The organism is Methanohalophilus euhalobius (genome assembly GCF_900215215.1).
GTDB lineage: Archaea > Halobacteriota > Methanosarcinia > Methanosarcinales > Methanosarcinaceae > Methanohalophilus > Methanohalophilus euhalobius.
In genome coordinates this window covers 1-18338 of sequence record NZ_OBDR01000010.1, presented here as the reverse complement: position 1 = coordinate 18338, position 18338 = coordinate 1, and the positions used below count along the sequence as shown (strand labels likewise).

Below are 18338 nucleotides of genomic sequence, written 5' to 3'. Positions count from 1 at the left end.
AAGATATAGTTGTGAGAAGCATACCTGCTGAATCATTGCCTGTCCTGCAGGTACTTGATCTGCAGACGTGCTTTCTGGCTTTTTCCGATGCCTTCTGATTTCGTAAACCGCAACATGCGTATTGCTGCTATCATGCGAAAGCAGGCACTGGATATTTCCGGAGGTTTCGATGGTATCAAGGATAAAGGATATTGATGAACGCGCATTTATCGCACAGCTGGCTTCAGTTTTTGGCAGGGGGAAAGATGAATTAAAGGTGCCTGCCGGGGATGATGACTGTGCGGTCCTTGAATTTGGCGGGGAGTACCTTGTAGTTACTACGGACATGTTGCACCAGAGGACCGATTTTCCCGATACAATGACTCCCTGGCAGATCGGCTGGATGGCTGCTGCGGTGAATTTCAGTGATATTGCTGCAATGGGCGGCCAGCCTCTGGGTTTGCTTGCAGCGGTGGGCTATCCCCAAAACATGTCTCTGGAGGACAGCCGGGAAATTGCCCGGGGAATGCGGGATTGTGCAGAATTCTGCGAAACTTCGGTAATCGGAGGAGATGTGGATTCCCATGAGGAACTTACCATCACGGGAACTGCTCTGGGCAGGGTTTCCAAAGAAGAACTTCTCACCCGCAAAGGGGCAAAACCGGGAGATCTGGTATGTGTTACCGGCACCCTTGGGGCAGCCGGGGCAGCCCTGAAAGCCTATCTGAAAAATATGGATATTGACAGCGATTTCATGAAACCCCTTCTGGAACCCGTACCCCGGATTGCCGAGGGCAGGATGCTTGCAAAAAGCGGTGCTGTGACCTCTGCCATGGATACCAGTGACGGGCTGGCACTGTCGCTGTATGATCTTGCTTCGGTCAACGAGGTGGGGTTTGTCCTGAGGAAAGAATTGCTGCCAGTAGACAGGCGTGTGTTTGAAATTGCTTCAAGCAAGCAAGAAGCCCTGGAACTGGCGCTGTATTCAGGCGGGGATTTCGAGTTATTGGTAACGATTCCAAGGAAGAGTTTCAAGGCATTACAGACCGAATCATATTTAACTGTTGTAGGAGAAACTGTTGACATTGATGCGGATATTAACTTAATCGGCAAAGATAAGACAAACTTTGCTATTACTCGAAAAGGCTATTTACATATAGGTGCATCTGAACAGATATGATTATACAAAGGAGATTATGGTATGAAAACCGGATTTAAATTAATTATAGCTAGTTTACTGATATTTGGAGTTGTTTGTGGCAGTGCATCTGCAATTTCAAGTGTTAGTAATCTTAATGCGTCTGATACAGGAACTATTTGGATAAACTGGACATGGGATAATCCTACTGAAAATTTCAGTCACGTTTCTGTGTATATTGATGGAACATTTGAAGATAATGTGACAACTGAGTATTATAATGCATCTGGCTTTGCTTCAGATACATCTCACGATATTTCAACCCGTGCTGTAGATGATGGGGGGAATTTTTCTGCGTGGGAAAACGATACTGCGACTACTGATACTGTAACTACTGATTCAGATACAACACCGCCAGCCAGTATCAGTGATTTAACCAATACTACTTCTACAAACTGGATTGAATGGTCCTGGACAAATCCTGGTGACGAAGACTTTGATCACACGGAAATATATATTGATGATAATTGGGAAGCAAATGTTTCAAAGCCTGACAGTTCATATAACTATACTGAGTCGGTACTTCCAAATACCACATATGAAATTGAAATAAGAACTGTTGACGAAAGTGGTAATGTAAATACCAGTGGGGTAACTCAAACAGCTACAACAACTAATCCTGATACAACACCACCAGCCAGTATCAGTGATTTAACCAATACTACTTCTGCATACTGGATTGAATGGTCCTGGACAAATCCTGGTGACGAGGACTTTGATCACACGGAAATATATATTGATGATAATTGGGAAGCAAATGTTTCAAAGCCTGACAGTTCATATAACTATACTGAGTCGGTACTTCCAAATACCACATATGAAATTGAAATAAGAACTGTTGACGAAAGTGGTAATGTAAATACCAGTGGGGTAACTCAAACAGCTACAACAACTTCTGACACAACTCCTCCATCTCCAGTATCTTCTCTATCCGCTGCTGAAATAGGAAGTACTTGGATAAAGTGGACATGGGAGAATCCTATAGATGACGATTTTAATCATACAGTAATCGATCTTAAGGATGAGCATATTACCAATTTGAGTAATTCTGTTTCAGAATACAATGCAACGGGTTTGGATTCTGATACAGAATATACTATTGAAGTAAAGACTGTTGATACAAGTGGTAATGTTAACGAAACCGAGGTATCAAATACTACCATGACTCATTCCGCCACTTACGAATGGGGCAACCGTATCTGGGATGAAGAAGCAAACCAATCCACCACTTACACCTGGGATGGCCGCAGTTTCTCCGGTTTCTACTATGACCTTGACACAGGCGACACTTCCGAGTCAATGACAATTGAGATTGATGTCGATGGTCGTGAGATAAAGGAAAATGACCTTGTGTATAGTACCGAGCCTATATCCAAGGAATTTGAGTACACTGGCTGGGACAATTACCAGATCATAGGCTTCATGGCAGAGCGATATTTTGCTGGTTATAAAAATACATCTGCATCTATTGTAGATAGCGACCTCAGCCTGATGTCAGACGGCATCTTAGCAAAGGTTCTTCTGGATATAGATGATGACGAATCCATCTACTCCGGGTCATCTCTGGCTCTTGAGGAAGGTTACAACCTCAATATCCAGCAGGTGGACGTAAACGGGAACAGCGTATGGATGAGCCTGACCAAAGATGGAGATGAGGTAGATGATGCAATCCTTTCCTCCGGTGAAACCTATGTTTATGAAAAGGACCTTGGAGGTGTGGAAGATGTACCCTTAATTGCAGTACACATTGATAGCGTATTCAGCGGTACTGAGACAAATGTTGTTTCCATAGACGGTATTTTCCAGATTTCCGATGACTATGTGGAAATTGACGAAGACGATGAATACGGTGAGATGACGATTTCCAGTGTAAGTAAGACTGAAATAGAAATGAAAAATGAGGAAGGAGATATCAACCTTGAAGAAGGTGACATTATTGACCTCATGGGCAAACTCAAATTCATAGTAGCAGACGATAGTGATGTATTGAGATTTGCACCCTTTGTCGACATGTCCGAACCCGGTACCTATGAACTCAGAGGTACCATTGCTGAAGAACAGGGATTCACCTGGACTCCATTGAACTTCGAAGGTTTCTATTATGACATAGATGAGGGGGTAAGCAGTGAATCTCTTACTGTGGAATACGATGGACGGTCAATTGATGAAGGAAATCTAACTTATAAAGCTGAACCTGTACCTGTAGAGTTTGAACACAATAACTGGGGTAAATATAATGTAATAGGTTTCATGGCCGAGAAATATTTTGCCAGCTATAATGAAAGTGAGTTCGGAGATGAAACCTATGATTCAGATCTAATGTCCAACGGTCAGCTTTCAAAGGTCCTGATAGACGAGGACGATGAAAAATCGGTTTATACCGGATCTTCCCTGATTCTGGAAGAAGGTTATACCCTTAATATCCGGGAAATTGATGTTAATGGTGAAAGAGTAATGGTTGAACTGACCCGGGATGGAGATGAAGTTGACTCGGGTGTAATATCTTCCAACGATGAATATGTTTATGAGAAAGATCTTGGCAGTGAAGACGATGTCCCAATAATCGTTGTCCATTTCAATAATGTATTCAGCGGTACTGAAACAAGTGCAGTCTTTGTCGAAGGTATCTTCCAGATATCCGAAGATTACCTGGAAGTCGACGATGGCGATACATTTGGGGAGATGGAAGTCACTAGTACGAATCCAATTACTCTGGAAAATGAAGATGACATAGACCTTGATGAAGACAGCACCATCGACATCATGGGCGAGATCAAGTTCAAGGTTGCCGATGACAGCAGTACTGTCCGTTACTACCCATTCGTTGAAGTGGAAACCGAACCCGATGAATCCCTGAACATTGATATCGAGCCAACCACCGTTGTCGAAGGTGAGGAGATCACTTTCACAGTAACCTCCCGTGGAGCAGCTATCAAGGATGCATCGATACTAATTGATGGTGAAAAGGTCGGAACCACCTCAGATGAAGGTGTTTTCGAGTATGATGCTGATGAGGCCGGGAACTTTACTGCAACAGCGCAAAAGGAAGGTTATGTTTCATCAGAAGGGAACTTTGAAGTGATATCTCCTGAGGATGAAAGCAAAAAGATCAGTATCGAAGTTTCCCCGGAGGAAGTCTTTGAGGGTACACCGATAACCATCTCTGTGGTCAAGGCAATAGGTTCAGAACCACTGGAGGATGCCGAGGTATTCTTTGACGGCCAATCCCTGGGTAAGACTGATGAGGACGGCACCATAACCTACAATCCCAAAGAGCCCGGTACCCACAAGCTGGAAGCCAGGGTGGATGGCTACCTTGATGCAGAATTGAACATCAAGGTCAATGAACTGGCAGCAAAATTTGACTTCAGTAATCTGAGGATCGAACCCTCACCTGCCACTGCCGGTGAGGAATTCACGGTAATGCTTGACTCGACCAACACGGGTAATGCAAAGGGCACCTACACTGTCGAGTTATCGATCAATGATAATGTGACAGACAGTCAGGAAATCACTCTTGAGCAGAACAATTCCACAACCGTTGAATTCACCTCTACTGCAGGTGAGCCAGGTACCTATCTTGTAAAGGCAGGCGGCCTTTCAACAACTCTGGATGTGGAAGAGGGAACAAGTATTGTATGGTATGTCCTTGGTGGCCTTCTCCTTGTAGTTGGTGGAGGTGCAGCCTACATATTTGCCACAGGCGGAACTGCCAAATTCGCTGAGATCGCAGAATCCCTGCGTTCCATGCTGGGCAGGTAATGCCAGAATATGAGCGCTTACAAAAGCGCTCTTCTTTTCTTTTTTTATTCCATTTCCATTTTTCGTGCCACATTCTCGATTGCCTCGAGAAGACTATCCCTTGGCATAATGGTGGATACGGGTATTTTGATGATTTTTTCCACTGTAGGGCTTACGATAGGTGCACAAACAAGTGCCCTTGCCCCTTCCCTTTCAGCCCGCACAGCCGCAATGATCGCTTCTTCCATGGAGGTAGCCGCATATTCACGTATGGTGCACAGGTTCCCGTGAATTTTCCGTTTTGTCTCTTTAATGTTATCCAGTACCGGACGGGATGCTATTACTGCTATGAATTCACCGCCCTCATAGCCTTCGAGTTTCTTTATGGTTTTCACGATCTGGCGCATCGTGCGTAAATTTGGTTCCCGGTTGCCGGACATAAGTTTGTAAAGGGTACTTGGTGGAATGGAGGAATGCTCGGAAAATTCTATCGCTGTAAGACCCAGGTCCTCCTTGATGACCTTCAATAAAGTATGCTGGAACGCTTCATCGGATTCAAATGCTGATTCGATAACTTTGTCTGCAATACTCATTTTTCCACCTGCTGAAAATAAATGTCTTTTAAAGGCTATAAATCCTCTCTTATTAATACTTTTAGGATATTATCTTGTGAAAAAAGGCAAGTTATAAATAAGGTTCTTTGTCAATCTACTATATTGGCTATATAGTAATATTGTCACTGAAAATATAATATGGAGGTTACTTATGAAAAGAATCAATACAATACTGATATTAATGCTTATGGTAACAGGCGGAGTCTTTCTCGCAGGTTGCACTTCTCAGGAAGACACCGAAGAAGTGCCTGATGTGAGCACTCTCAATATAGGATACCAGCCGAGTACACATCAGCTTGCCTATATGACCGCCAAGGAAAAGGGATGGTGGGAAGAGGATCTTGCTCCCTATGGTGTGGAAAATGTGAGAGAATATGAATTCCCGACCGGCGCTCCTGAAATGCAATCCATGCTTGCAGGAGATCTGGATGTGGCCTATGTAGGGGCGGCTCCTTTTGTGGCAACTCTGGCCAGTGACCTTGATGCCAAAATAGTAGCAGCTGCGAATTCCCAGGGGTCCGATCTTGTCCTGCGTCCTGATATTACCTATGAAGGTCCTGATGATCTCAAAGGCTTAGACATTGCAACCTTCCCACCGGGCACAATTCAGGATACGATCCTGCGTAACTGGCTGAAAGATAATGGTATTGATCCGGATAATGACGTTGACATAAAAGCAATGGGTCCCGGTGATGCAATCTCTGCGATATCTGCAGGACAGGTAGATGCAGTATTCCTTCCACACCCAGCTCCTACTCTGATTGCAGAGGAGGGCAACGGCAGGTCCGTTGTATATTCCGGTGAAATGCTTCCCGATCATGTTTGTTGTGTGGTTGTTGTAAGCGGAGACCTGATACGCAATCATCCCGATCTGGTGACTGAGATTGTAAAGACCCATATAAAGGGTACAGAATACAGTAACGAAAACCAGGATGAAGTTGCACAGCTCTATGCAGACAGGCAGGGATGGGATGTTGATGTAATCCGTGCTTCCCTGGAAGATTGGGATGGTCAATTGATTGCTGATCCTACTATTATTGCAGAATCCACTGTGGACTATGCACAGATCCAGTATGAACTTGGCTATGTAAATGAAGAATTCACTCGGGCAGACATGTTTGACATGAGCTTCTACGAGCAGGCTACAGCTGAATAAAAACAGTAAACTTTTTAAGGACCTGTTGATTATAGGTCGCCGGAAGTGGGGATTTCTATCTCCACACATTTTTCGGAGGAATTATGAAAACCAAACCGGTTTCAAAAAAAGGCATAGAAATCATTTCCCTGGTAACAGCCATTATTATATGGCAACTGATAGCTGATTTTGTTATAGGGAACACATTTATTCTTCCGAGTTTTACCGATGTAGTTTATTCCTTTATCACCATAGTTGAAAGGGGTGTTCTGTTTACAGATATTGGTATAAGCCTGTTGCATTTTGGAATAGGTATAATATCAGCACTAATAGTGGGTATCCCCATAGGTATTGCAATGGGATGGTTCCAAACAGTGGACAGGATTACTGACCCCTTAATCGAGATTGTACGTCCTATTCCTCCTCTTGCATGGATTCCCTTTGCAATTGTGTGGTTCGGTCTGACCCACCAATCTGCCGGATTTGTTGTTTTTGTGGGCGCAGTTTTCCCTATAATAATTAATACAGTAGCGGGTTTTAAGAGTGTATCAAGGGTTTATGTGGAAGCTGGCAAGGTACTTGGTTGCATGAAGAGCACCTCACTTATCAGGCATGTTGCTCTGCCCTATTCTCTTCCTTCCATAGCCTCTGGAATACGAATCGCAATGGGTGTTGGCTGGATGTGTCTGGTAGCAGCTGAGATGTTCGGTGTCAGTAAAAACGGTCTGGGATACAAGATTTGGTGGCATTATTATCTGCACCAGATGGATTTCGTGCTGGTCTATATGCTTATTCTGGGCTTTTTGGGATTGTTGATAGATCGTATTTTCCGCTGGTATGTGGACGGGAAATTGCTCAAATGGAGAAAAGGAGTCGTTGTTTAAATGGGCAGACTTGTGATTGAGAATGTGGGGCAGAGTTTTGAGAAGGATAAAGGAGAGGCTACCGATGCTCTCAGGGATGTCAATTTTGAGGTGAAGGATGGTGAGTTTGTCTGTATCATTGGTCCATCAGGTTGCGGAAAAACTACCCTTTTGCGAATTGTTGCCGGATTGGACAGGGCGGATTCGGGCAGGATACTGCTGGATGGCGAAACGATAACCTCTCCTGACCCACGCAGGGGAATGGTCTTTCAGGAATATTCCCTGTTTCCCTGGCGGACGGTCATGGACAATGTGACATTTGGGTTGGATATGAGTGGTATGGATAGGAAGGAATCCAGGAAGATTGCTGAAGAATATCTGAGGCTTGTAGGCCTTGAGCAGTTCAGGGATAGTTATCCTTATGAACTTTCAGGGGGAATGAGACAAAGGATTGCTATTGTCAGAGCCCTTGCAAATGATCCGGCGGTTTTACTTATGGATGAGCCTTTTGGATCCCTTGATGCCCAGACACGCAATAAACTCCAGCAGGAACTGTTACAGATATGGGAATCTAAAAAGATAACAATTCTTTTTGTAACACACAGCGTGGATGAAGCAGTTTATCTCTCCGACAGGATTGCTGTCATGACCTCTCGACCCGGGCGAATAAAGGAAATGATTGATGTTGATCTGCCCCGGCCCAGGGACAGGACAAGTACCTCTGCAAATAAACTGCGTAACAATCTGTTGAATATGCTGGCTGAAGAAAATAAGTAATTCATTCAGAATGTATGATTACTTTCGTGCCTGATTCTATACTTTCAACATTGACTTTACCAACAAGTTCCAGTTCTTTTTTTGCCCTTACAAACTTTAGATTGCAACCAGGTCGTACTTTCATCCAGCCATCTGTAGTGGCATGGCCACCAATTGTACAACGATCAAGCAGAGTCGCATTCCTGCTGGCATGAATATCCCCGTCAACCCTGCAATCAGGGCCCAATATCACTTCTTCTGCATGTAGGCTTCCCCTGATAACTGTACCCTTGCCCAGTTCTACGTTGCCGGCAACTTTCAGGTTTTTCCAGAAATTAGTATCGGGTCCTGTAATGAGATTTCCATCCAGGCTTACATTTTGCTCAAAATAGGATTTTTTCCGGAGAATGTAGGTATTGCTCTGTGGATGGAATTTCATGATGTTCTCTTTGTTTTCATTCATGGTTTCAATATTATAAATGGCTTGTATTTTAGCCCTTCTGCTTTAAGCATTGAGATACAGAGCAAGAGTAATCAATGACTGTGCAGTAGCCGTAATATCTCCGTTATTTTTACCCCAGCTACCATTATCATTTTGTTTTTTCAGTAACCACCTGATAGATTGGTCTATTTCAGCAGAGCGATCGGCCATTATCAATGCCTGCATTACAAGATTGCTGGTTGCTATGAACTTCCAGCCACCGTTTTCCTGCATCCGGGACAATAACCAGTCGGATTTTTCCCGGATAAAATCAGTGTGATCTGTTCCTGTCAGTTTTGATTGTTTCATGAGGCAAATTATGATCAATGCAATTGTACCGGGATGTTCCCATGTGCTATCAAAATCCTTTATGATTTTCTGGCATTCGCCGGGGCAGGACACTTCGAGATCTGCAAGGGCAATCAGGGCATAAGTTCTATCATATATATCTTCTAAATTGCCACCTTTCTGTTTGGTTTTGATATAATGGGTGAATGCAGGATAGTAAATCCCCATTGTGGCAAGGGCCGATACACCTCTGCAAATTTCCCTGAAAGATTGTGACCTGTGAATCTCTTTTATGAGGGTGGCTGTACGGGTATATCCCCTGCCCCAGAGGTAGCTGGCTGTTGTGCTTCTGGCATATTCCTTGAGGGTCACAGGCTGATTTTCATCCAGCCAATCAAGCCCTCTTCTTGCTGCATCTTTATATTTAGTTTCCTTTGTCTGAATCTTACAATCCCCTGGCTTTCTTGATAGGCTTTTCATAGAGTTTTTCAAGATGCTCTACTATATTTTCAAGAATTGGGCCTGGAATTCCCACCAGCATTTCATCCCTGCCTATATCGGTTGTCCTGCGACATCCGAAACATCCCATGGAAAAATTTACATCGCCGGTCTGGATGGGAATTATCGTTGAATCTACGCAGGTGGCCTGGAACGATGCTGTGCTCAGGGTTACCCTCCCTCCCTTTTCAAAAGTAAACGCTGGTACGATCCAGTAAAGGGTCTCCGGAAGGTCGACCAGAACCACTACATCGGGCTTAAAGTCAGCCTTCTCAAGAGGACAAACTACTGTTGCCTGCATGGAACACTCTTCGAATTCTGCCCTCTCCTCTATCATCTTAGCAGCTGCTTCAGGTGTATCAAACATGCCGATTTTGGAGTGGAATTCCCCGCTTCTTACATTGTCAGGTGTTTCTAAAAGTCCCAGACTGGAACCACCTACCACACATGCATGTTTATCTGCCGGTATCACAAGACATTCGCCAGTCCTTGCTTTCATGATAGACTGGCAATGACGGGTTTTCTTCTCGGGTTGGTTAAAGTCTGCAGGAATATCTTCGCTCTTTTTTACCAATTTCACGGCTACTGGTTCGTATCTTAGCTGCAGTATTTCCTTGAGTTTGTCACTTATCTCTTTATTTTCCATAAAAATTCCCTTGCCCTTAAAATATAATGGAAGATTAGTTGAACTTTTCCTCCACAGAATTAACGATTAAATCGAATTTTTCTTTCCAGATGGATTTGTCATCATTGACATATACATCTCCTTTGTCCCCTGATGATGAAACATCGGGTTCGATGGGCAATGTAGCAAGTATGGGGGTGTTGAAATCTTTTGCAGCCTTTTCTACAGATTCACCGCCAAAGACCTGTATTTCTTCATTGCAGTGGGGGCAGATTACACCGCTCATGTTTTCGACCATTCCGATAAGGGGTACTTCCAGCATTTCTGTAAATTTCAGGGATTTCCTTACACTTGTAAGTGCTACATCCTGGGGAGTTGTGACAATGATGGCACCGTCGACCTTGCCCAGCAACTGTACTATACTCAATGGTTCATCTCCTGTGCCCGGAGGCAGGTCTATGATCAGGTAGTCCAGCACTCCCCAGTCAACTTCTTCCAGAAACTGCTTGATGGCTCCCATCTTGGCAGGCCCTCTCCAGACAACAGGGGAATCCGGATCGTCCAGCAGTAAACCTATGGACATAACCTTGAGGTTATCGGCAACCTGTACAGGCAGGATCCCCTTTTCTCCAACTTCGGGTCTCTTGTCAGCAATTCCAAACATTGTGGGAATACTTGGTCCATGAATATCACTGTCAAGCAGCCCGACCCTTTTCCCGCGTCTGGCAAGGGCTGCAGCGAGATTTGCAGAAACAGTACTTTTTCCTACGCCGCCTTTGCCACTCATTACCATTAGCTTGTTTTTTATTCCGCGCAGATTCGATACGAGTTTTGGCTCTTCAACTTTGGAATTTACCAGACTTTCAGCTGACTGTATGTTTTGACTCATTTTAATGACTCCATTTATTCAGTAGTGTAATTTCCACCTTTGATATCTATGGCCTGCCCTTCAACAAGAGCTCTGGCGACTTTTTTCCTCGCATTTTTCAGTTCTTCCCAGAAAGCCCTTCTGGAAATTCCCATCTCAAGGGCTGCTTCTTCCTGTGTCAGCTCATCCACATCCACAAGCCGGATGGCCTCCAGTTCCTCAAATGCGAGTTCTACTACCTCAACTTCAGACCTTGGTATGCCGCAGGGTTTAAAGCACATAATATTGGGCTCTGCCCGTATCCTGCGGGGGCATTTTGGTCTTCCTCTCCTGCATTTCATACGTTAACCAATCACCCATAGGTGAGCAAATATATAAAGGATTCCAAATTGCCCGTTTTGTCCGACAAACAAGGTATTTATCGGACAAAACGGATGGTGGTGTAATTGCATCAAGAAGTATCAAGATTTTTCAAAGTGATTTTCGGTCAAAGCGGTTGGTTCAATTAATAATATGTTGCGCACCTGTTGGCAAAATAACTTACATCCACAATCGGGCTTGTCTATAAAGTGCTCTTGCCTACAAAATTTGGAATCTGATTATAAAGTACTTTTTTGACTACAAATCTATTTTAAGGTCGCCTGAATCATATCGTTACTATAAGCAGGCTTGTCACAAGTATACTAAGCAAAGTTATATTGGATTGAAACTGGCTACTTGAATGCTCATTACTCACCGATTTATCTAAATCATCTCTTTTAGATTCTTCTGATTCAATGAATCTTTGCTCCATTATTCCAGCAATCACTTCTAAGGGCTCATTGTCTTCAATTTTGAAACCATCAGGATACCTATCCCAGATATCTTGCAATTCTGCTTTTAGCTTTTCTTTTTCTTCTTCAGTTAAATCAGACTCATCTATTCCAGTCATATATGCAATTTGACTTTCCTCATCAGTTGCAGCAAAGGCAATATATGAATAAGGAGATGCCTTTACCACATGTGGCAAAGATGCCTGTAGTTCCAAATATTCCTGGACTTCTTGCATTCCTTCTTCACCCAACTCAGCCTCCAACTCTTCCATCTTTAATTGAGCAGCATCTTTGACTGGGGTGTTGTTTTCTTCTCCAGTCGAAGCTATTGCTGACGGTGTCAGACATAGACACAATACCATACCAATACATAACACTAGCAATCCTTCTTTTCTATTCATCCGTTCTTACCCTCAATCCACCATTATGATTTGGTATATCATTATATGAATCACATCTATAATAAAATGGCCACTGGGAAAAATTTAACAAAAGGATCTTGTGGATGTTCTTTTCTTGAACTGAATCATCGAATTTGATCGCAATGTATGACATTTGACTACAAAGTTATGTTTTAAGCTCTAATGTATGGGACTTTTAGGGTAAGCTCGATGTGCTTGTGATCTGCATTAGAATGCATCAAGCTTTTCAATGTAATTTTCGGACAAATCGATTTTTCGGACAAAGCGCAAATTGCCCTGCAAAAAAGCTATTATATTTACAGGGGAATTTGATAATAGGTTTAGGAGTCAGGTATATGAAAGATAATATGCTTCTCTGGGATGAGACAATTTTCAGAGATCCCATCGTACTGGAACTGGATTATCTCCCCGAACAATTTATGCACCGGGATTCTCAGTTGCAATCTCTCATCTATAGCTTAAAGCCTGCAGTAAAAGGTATGAGACCTATTAATTGTCTTGTTTATGGTCCACCCGGCACCGGAAAAACCAGTGCTGTATTGAAGGTTTTTGAAGAAATAGAAGCACACACCTCGAATGTGGTCCTTGTAAAGATCAATTGCCAGATGGATTCCACCCGCTTTGCTGTTGTTTCACGCATATATCGCAAACTTTTCAATATAGACCCGCCGTCTTCAGGAGTAGCTTTCAGGAAACTTTTTGAAAAAATTGTCCTGAAACTTATCGAAAAGGATAGGGTAATGGTGGTGTGTCTGGATGATATCAATTATTTATTCCACGGCGGGCATGCCGATGAGATCATGTATTCCATACTACGAGCCCATGAACAGTATCCCGGTGTGAAAATGGGTGTAATTGCGATTGTAAGTGATACGGGAAAACTTTACAGGTTTGATCCAAAGGTGAGTTCTGTATTCCTGCCTGAAGAGATTGAATTTCCTCCTTATTCTTATGACGAAATAGGAGACATCATTTCTTCCCGAATCCAGCTGGCTTTCTATCCGGAAGTAGTCCCGGATCAAGTCAGAGAGAAAATAGTGAATTATGTCGATTTGACCGGTGATCTGCGTGTTGGTATCGATCTACTCAAGAGATCAGGCCTGAATGCAGAAAAAAGGGCAAGCAAAAACATTTCAGAGGATGATGTGGATAAGGCCTATGAATCGTCACGCCTTTTGCATCTGAGGCGTAACATATCATCCCTTTCAGATAATGAAAAAGAGATTTTGCGGCTTGTGGCGGAAAATGATGGAATCAAAGCAGGCGAACTTTATGAACTTTTCAATGACAATAATGAATTGGGATATACCCGGTTTTATAGTTTGGTGAATAAATTAAAAGATTCGCATTATCTGGATGTTTCGTTTTCAGGTGAAGGTATGCGGGGCAGAACCCGTATTATTCGTCTGAATTATCCTGCAGATGATGTAATAAAATGCATTAGGGGTTGATATTCTGGAAACCCGTACAAAAGTATGGCTGACACATGAAGGCAAACCTGTGATTGGTGCCGGTAAGGTACGTCTCCTGAAGGCTATAGATGAAGAGAGATCCCTGAAAAAAGCCTGTGAAAAGCTCCAGATCTCCTATAAACATGCCTGGAACATATTGAAGAAGATGAATTTAAGAACCGGACACGATGTTGTAAGGACTGTAAGAGGAGGTAAGGAGCAGGGTACTTTTCTTACAGAGTATGGAAGGGATCTGATAAATCAATATGAGCTAAATCGTGAGTATGTTGACAGGATGGTGTAGGAAGAATTATCCTCTGAAAATAAGGGTGAGATCAATAATATTCCCTGTAAGGTCAGGAATGTAGAATCTTCTGATGGAATCTCCAGGATTCAGATTGAAGTTGAGTCTGCAGTATTAACTTCTATACTGAGGGAAAAGGAATTAGGAAATCTGGATGTCGGTGAGGGGGATGAAGTGATTGCTACTATTCGAGCTGTCGATATAGGTATTTCTCCTGTGAAAAATGAGGGGGAATAAACCTGCGACTGCTTTCCTGGAATGTCAATGGTTTGCGGGCAGTTGCTAAAAAAGGATTTTTGGAATGGTTGGATTCTGAATCACCTGATATTCTGTGTTTGCAGGAGACAAAAGCCCGCCCTTCCCAGCTCCCACCAAATATCAGGCGCATAGATGGTTATTACAGTTATTTCAGTGCTGCTGCAAGGAAAGGCTATAGTGGGGTTGCCCTTTACAGTAAGGTCCAGCCACAAGAGGTTCGTTACGGCTTTGGTATAAACCGTTTTGACCATGAAGGAAGGATTTTAATCGCTTTTTATGATGATTTTGTACTTTTTAATATTTACTTTCCCAATGGTAATTCTTCAGATGAGCGGCTTCAGTATAAAATGGATTTCTATGAGGCTCTCCTGAATTATGCACAGGCCTTAAAAGACAAGGGATATTCCATAGTTGTCTGTGGGGATTTGAATACGGCTCATAAAACGGTTGATATTGCAAGACCAAAGCAAAATGAAAACCATTCCGGGTTTCTCCCAATTGAAAGGGAATGGATAGATAAGTTCCTTTCTCATGGTTTCATTGATACTTTCAGGCTTTTCAATTCAGATGATGGTAATTATACCTGGTGGGATTTGAAAACCAGGGCAAGGGATCGTAATGTGGGATGGAGGCTGGACTACTTTTTTGTAAGTGATGATATGGAGCCGAATTTAATCGAGGCTTCTATTTTTAGGGAAGTGACTGGTTCGGACCATTGTCCTGTTGGAATTAAGCTTCAATTTTAAGGGCCAACAATGAAGAGGGAATTTTCTTCTGTCATTTTGTTGAGAGTCTGTTTTTGCAGTTATGGGTTTGAATTTTATTGTTCTAACAGACTGAATTTTCGCAATCAATAGTCATTCTGTATATTTCATTTTAAGCTGGAAAAGGATTAATATTTTGTCTCTAGTTCTGATTTCTCAGGGGATGCCGTTTCGGGAATTCTGGTTGTTAATCGAAGCGATGAAGATTAATCACTCATGTTTAATTGAATTATGACACGTAATATATAGTTTAACGTCGAACGAGATCTTACAATGTGGGGTTCCGATGAATATTAACCAACCAGAACTCCACATCGGCCCGGAGGCAGAGCTAGTTTGCTGTTTACAGTATATAAGCGTAACTTTGCCTCGGGAGCAGAATTGAACAAATGAGGTAAATATATGAAGAATATTACAAAAATAAGTTTGAGCATATTGCTTGTAAGCATAATGCTCATTGGATTTGCGTGGGCAGGAGCGTCTGATTCCAGCCATGATGACTCTTTCGAAGAAGAATATTATTTCCCGGCGTATGGTGCAAACACATTTGATTCCCTGAAGAAAGATTCAAGTGTAATTGAGAGCAGGGGAGCAGTACCTGAGCTTACAGATGATAAAACAAAAGTGGAATGGGTGGCGACTCTCAGAAAAAGTCTTAACAATTCTGGAAGTGAACTTCATCCTTATATGAAAGAATGTGGTGGTCCTCTGTTAGGGTTTGGTGTAAACTATGGGGGATATATATTTGTAGAATTTGATAAGGAAGTGGGAGATATTGACCAATCTACAATTGATAAATTTTACAGTATTGTGGATACAAATGCAAAAAAATTAGAAATATCTAATGTGCCGGTAGTTTTCAGAAAAGGAGAAGAAGTTTATCTTGATGAACGTGACGATGAATGGTCAGATATGATTGGTGGTATAAGGATAATATACCAAAATGCAACAAACACATGGTATGAGTCAACGTTATCATTTGCTGCAGAAAACAGCACTGGAACAAAAGGGTTTGTAATATCTGGACATTCTGCTATGACAGCTGGTAGTGTCGGAGGAGACATTTATCAACCCAGTTCAACCAGAAAAGTGGGTGAAGTAACTTACATCACGGGCCATTTTGCAGATGCTGCATGGGTTGAAGCCAGTAATGTTGAAGATGATATCTATTATGAAGATGTTGATGATGTTAGGGATGTACGTAATTATTACGATCCAAACTTAGGCAGCAAAGTCTACATGTCAGGAATTACCAGTGGCCGGACATATGGCTATGTCGAAGAAGAGTGGGATGAAATAAACCACCCAGTTTTTGGAACTCTTTATGATCAACTTTCTGCAGATTATGATTCCGACAATGGTGATAGTGGTGCACCTATCTTTAAGAAATATGGAAATCAAGTAATGATCTCTGGTGTACATTGGGGCAGTACTGCTACAAACGCCCTTTTTTCACCAATTAGTGGAGTTGAGTTAGATTTGGATGTAGAACCTTTGACGTAAGAATATCATGTATTCTGTGGTTTAGCCAGATTATTGACGTATAATCTGGCTTTTATATTTTAGATTTATTCGTATATAAGTTAAATAGTTTTATATATTGTCCATATAATTATTAAACTGTTGGCATAAATCATATGAAGCATATAAGAGTGGAAGAAAATGCTTATAAAAAATCAAATTTACAAAATTGTAATTCTGATGTTCTTTATTTCTATCTTATCAATAGTTTCAGCAAGTGCAGTTGATGACGAGGTAAATGATTCTGGACATACGGATGAAATCTCTGATTCGAATAGTTCTAATTCCTATTTTGAAGAATATAAGGACGAACCGCTATTCATAGCCAGCAGGGGAACTTTTCCCGAAACAATTGATCAGGAATGGAATAATTCGGTATCTAAATGCTGGTTATCCATATCAACCGAAAAATCGCTTGTCGAATTTGATCCGTCGGTATATGCCATCGGTAATGCTGGTGAATTTCTGGAAGTGTACTTGAGTTCCTCTTATCAGGGAAAAATAAATGAGTCAAAGATTGATGAGATATACCTGAAAATAGATGAATACTGCGAACAGGAAGCAGTAATCAATGAAATTCCAGTGGTTTTTATGTGGACAGAGGATGATGAAGATATACCGCTTCTTGACTATGGACCGGAGACCCTTGAAAATGCTAAAAACGATCCATCTGTTATAGCGGTCTATGGGACAATGCCCGTAATTGAACAAGAAAGTGAAAAAAGAAGGTGGATAGATTCACTCGGCCATTCAATGGACGGAGAAGTTCGCCCATTTTCTGCTGAATTTGGCGGACCTGTAACAGGTTACGGAGTCAGCATAAATGGATATCTGTTTGTGGGCATGGATATGGACAGCCCTGAAAAAATAAATGAGTCAGGAATTGATGAAGTCTATCAAGCAATAGACAGTCACTTTGAACAGGAAGCTGGCATAACTGGGGTACCTGTGGTGTTTAGATGGGAGAAACGTGCTGTTTTAGATGAAGCAATCGTTGAAGAGAAAAGCACATCTGATGAAGATGGAAATCCTGTAATAGTAGGTAATGAAACAACAGAACAAGATAAGGGGGCAAACAACCAACTACCAGGCTTCACTTCAATTCTGCTTATCGTTGGATTGGTGATGCTGGCAATAAGTAGAAAGTGATGATTCTTGTTCCCATGTTAACAAGAAATATTATTATGATGTACCATTAGTAAATTTTCAATGGAACTTTTCTGTGATTAATAATTAGGAAATCAAAAAGAGAGTTTTCAAACCGTGCATGTGGTTGCATTGGGTGTTGAATCCCATGGTCTAAAGTGATGTTTTTGCGTCGGAGCCTGGCAGGACTGGATTACATCATTTGAGGTTGAATCCCATGGTCTAAAGTGATGTTTTTGCTAATTAATACTGGATGGGGCAGAAATGATGTTAATGTGTATTTTGATGGTTATATTGACGACATGGTGTACATTGAGTGCCATAGAACCAGAGGATACGGGTTATTTATATCTGTCTCCAAAGGTATTGGTAAATGTAACTAAGACAGGGATAAATAAAAATTATATCGGCTCTGTAGAAACCCTTTCCTCTAACCTCCACTAATACATTATCATTTTTATAAGAAGAGGCCCCCAATGTGATTTTGACCACAAAAACACAAAGGGGGTGAATGCATTTTGTCAAGCGATTACTTAAACTTTATCGATACAGCTATGTCTGTAGCTGGAAGATCCCATCTTCCAATCTATAGTTGTAAATACTCCAAGCGAAAA

General features: G+C 42.1%; 18 protein-coding genes and 1 pseudogene. 12 read left to right on the top strand and 7 right to left on the bottom strand.

The window, feature by feature from the left end; genetic code table 11:
* The first annotated feature begins 54 nt into the window (after window positions 1–54).
* Genes CP947_RS10580 through CP947_RS08285 form a run of 3 tightly spaced genes read left to right on the top strand, consistent with a single transcriptional unit; the run spans window position 55 to window position 4939 of the window.
* The gene (locus CP947_RS10580) at window positions 55–195 is read left to right on the top strand and encodes a hypothetical protein (RefSeq protein WP_164909029.1); all 141 of its coding nucleotides are present in this window, start codon (window positions 55–57) and stop codon (window positions 193–195) included.
* On the top strand, window positions 170–1159 hold the full coding sequence (gene thiL, locus CP947_RS08290) for a thiamine-phosphate kinase (protein WP_096712744.1): 990 nt from the start codon (window positions 170–172) through the stop codon (window positions 1157–1159). Before CP947_RS10580 ends, thiL begins: the two co-directional genes overlap by 26 nt.
* Window positions 1160–1180: 21 nt before the next feature.
* Window positions 1181–4939 carry an S-layer protein domain-containing protein gene (locus tag CP947_RS08285; protein WP_096712743.1) on the top strand — a complete coding sequence of 1253 codons (3759 nt, stop codon included), beginning with the start codon at window positions 1181–1183 and terminating at the stop codon, window positions 4937–4939.
* Between the two features lie 44 nt (window positions 4940–4983).
* Here CP947_RS08285 and CP947_RS08280 read toward each other — a convergent pair whose 3' ends face one another.
* The gene (locus CP947_RS08280; protein ID WP_013036798.1) at window positions 4984–5511 is read right to left on the bottom strand and encodes a helix-turn-helix domain-containing protein; all 528 of its coding nucleotides are present in this window, start codon (window positions 5509–5511) and stop codon (window positions 4984–4986) included.
* Window positions 5512–5683: 172 nt separating this feature from the next.
* Between CP947_RS08280 and CP947_RS08275 the strand changes: the two genes are divergently transcribed.
* From CP947_RS08275 to CP947_RS08265, 3 genes are all read left to right on the top strand, one after another.
* Window positions 5684–6688 (top strand): ABC transporter substrate-binding protein, encoded by a 1005-nt coding sequence (locus CP947_RS08275; protein ID WP_096712742.1) that lies wholly within the window; start codon window positions 5684–5686, stop codon window positions 6686–6688.
* An 83-nt stretch (window positions 6689–6771) separates the two neighbouring features.
* Window positions 6772–7551 (top strand): ABC transporter permease, encoded by a 780-nt coding sequence (locus tag CP947_RS08270; RefSeq protein WP_096712741.1) that lies wholly within the window; start codon window positions 6772–6774, stop codon window positions 7549–7551.
* Window positions 7552–8307, top strand: a complete 756-nt coding sequence (locus CP947_RS08265) for an ABC transporter ATP-binding protein (RefSeq protein ID WP_096712740.1) — start codon at window positions 7552–7554, stop codon at window positions 8305–8307.
* Window position 8308: 1 nt separating this feature from the next.
* On the opposite strand, the gene CP947_RS08260 is transcribed toward CP947_RS08265, so the two are convergent.
* The 6 genes from CP947_RS08260 to CP947_RS08235 form a co-directional block, all read right to left on the bottom strand.
* The gene (locus CP947_RS08260; RefSeq protein ID WP_096712739.1) at window positions 8309–8749 is read right to left on the bottom strand and encodes a bactofilin family protein; all 441 of its coding nucleotides are present in this window, start codon (window positions 8747–8749) and stop codon (window positions 8309–8311) included.
* 42 nt (window positions 8750–8791) lie between these two features.
* Window positions 8792–9535, bottom strand: coding sequence for a prenyltransferase/squalene oxidase repeat-containing protein (locus CP947_RS08255; RefSeq protein ID WP_096712738.1), 744 nt, complete (start codon window positions 9533–9535; stop codon window positions 8792–8794).
* On the bottom strand, window positions 9501–10199 hold the full coding sequence (locus CP947_RS08250) for a DUF169 domain-containing protein (protein ID WP_096712737.1): 699 nt from the start codon (window positions 10197–10199) through the stop codon (window positions 9501–9503). The genes CP947_RS08255 and CP947_RS08250 overlap by 35 nt, the downstream gene beginning before the upstream one ends.
* Window positions 10200–10233: 34 nt before the next feature.
* Window positions 10234–11067, bottom strand: a complete 834-nt coding sequence (locus CP947_RS08245; protein WP_172425464.1) for an Mrp/NBP35 family ATP-binding protein — start codon at window positions 11065–11067, stop codon at window positions 10234–10236.
* 14 nt (window positions 11068–11081) lie between these two features.
* Window positions 11082–11387 (bottom strand): DUF134 domain-containing protein, encoded by a 306-nt coding sequence (locus CP947_RS08240; protein ID WP_096712735.1) that lies wholly within the window; start codon window positions 11385–11387, stop codon window positions 11082–11084.
* 305 nt (window positions 11388–11692) lie between these two features.
* Complete coding sequence (locus CP947_RS08235) at window positions 11693–12259, bottom strand: hypothetical protein (RefSeq protein WP_243641494.1); 567 nt, start codon at window positions 12257–12259, stop codon at window positions 11693–11695.
* A 356-nt stretch (window positions 12260–12615) separates the two neighbouring features.
* Here CP947_RS08235 and CP947_RS08230 point away from each other — a divergent pair, with 356 nt between their 5' ends.
* From CP947_RS08230 to CP947_RS08205, 6 genes and pseudogenes are all read left to right on the top strand, one after another.
* Window positions 12616–13731: an ORC1-type DNA replication protein gene (locus CP947_RS08230; RefSeq protein ID WP_096712734.1), complete on the top strand. Its 1116-nt coding sequence runs from the start codon at window positions 12616–12618 to the stop codon at window positions 13729–13731.
* A gap of 49 nt (window positions 13732–13780) precedes the next feature.
* A complete protein-coding gene (locus CP947_RS10805; RefSeq protein WP_243641495.1) occupies window positions 13781–14035 on the top strand; it encodes a winged helix-turn-helix domain-containing protein in 255 nt (84 codons plus the stop codon).
* 233 nt (window positions 14036–14268) lie between these two features.
* The gene (xth, locus tag CP947_RS08220; protein WP_165869002.1) at window positions 14269–15039 is read left to right on the top strand and encodes an exodeoxyribonuclease III; all 771 of its coding nucleotides are present in this window, start codon (window positions 14269–14271) and stop codon (window positions 15037–15039) included.
* 420 nt (window positions 15040–15459) lie between these two features.
* On the top strand, window positions 15460–16560 hold the full coding sequence (locus tag CP947_RS08215) for a chymotrypsin family serine protease (RefSeq protein WP_096712732.1): 1101 nt from the start codon (window positions 15460–15462) through the stop codon (window positions 16558–16560).
* A 159-nt stretch (window positions 16561–16719) separates the two neighbouring features.
* Window positions 16720–17727 carry a hypothetical protein gene (locus CP947_RS08210; RefSeq protein ID WP_096712731.1) on the top strand — a complete coding sequence of 336 codons (1008 nt, stop codon included), beginning with the start codon at window positions 16720–16722 and terminating at the stop codon, window positions 17725–17727.
* A 512-nt stretch (window positions 17728–18239) separates the two neighbouring features.
* Window positions 18240–18338: pseudogene (locus tag CP947_RS08205) on the top strand (IS5/IS1182 family transposase); the annotation flags it as partial.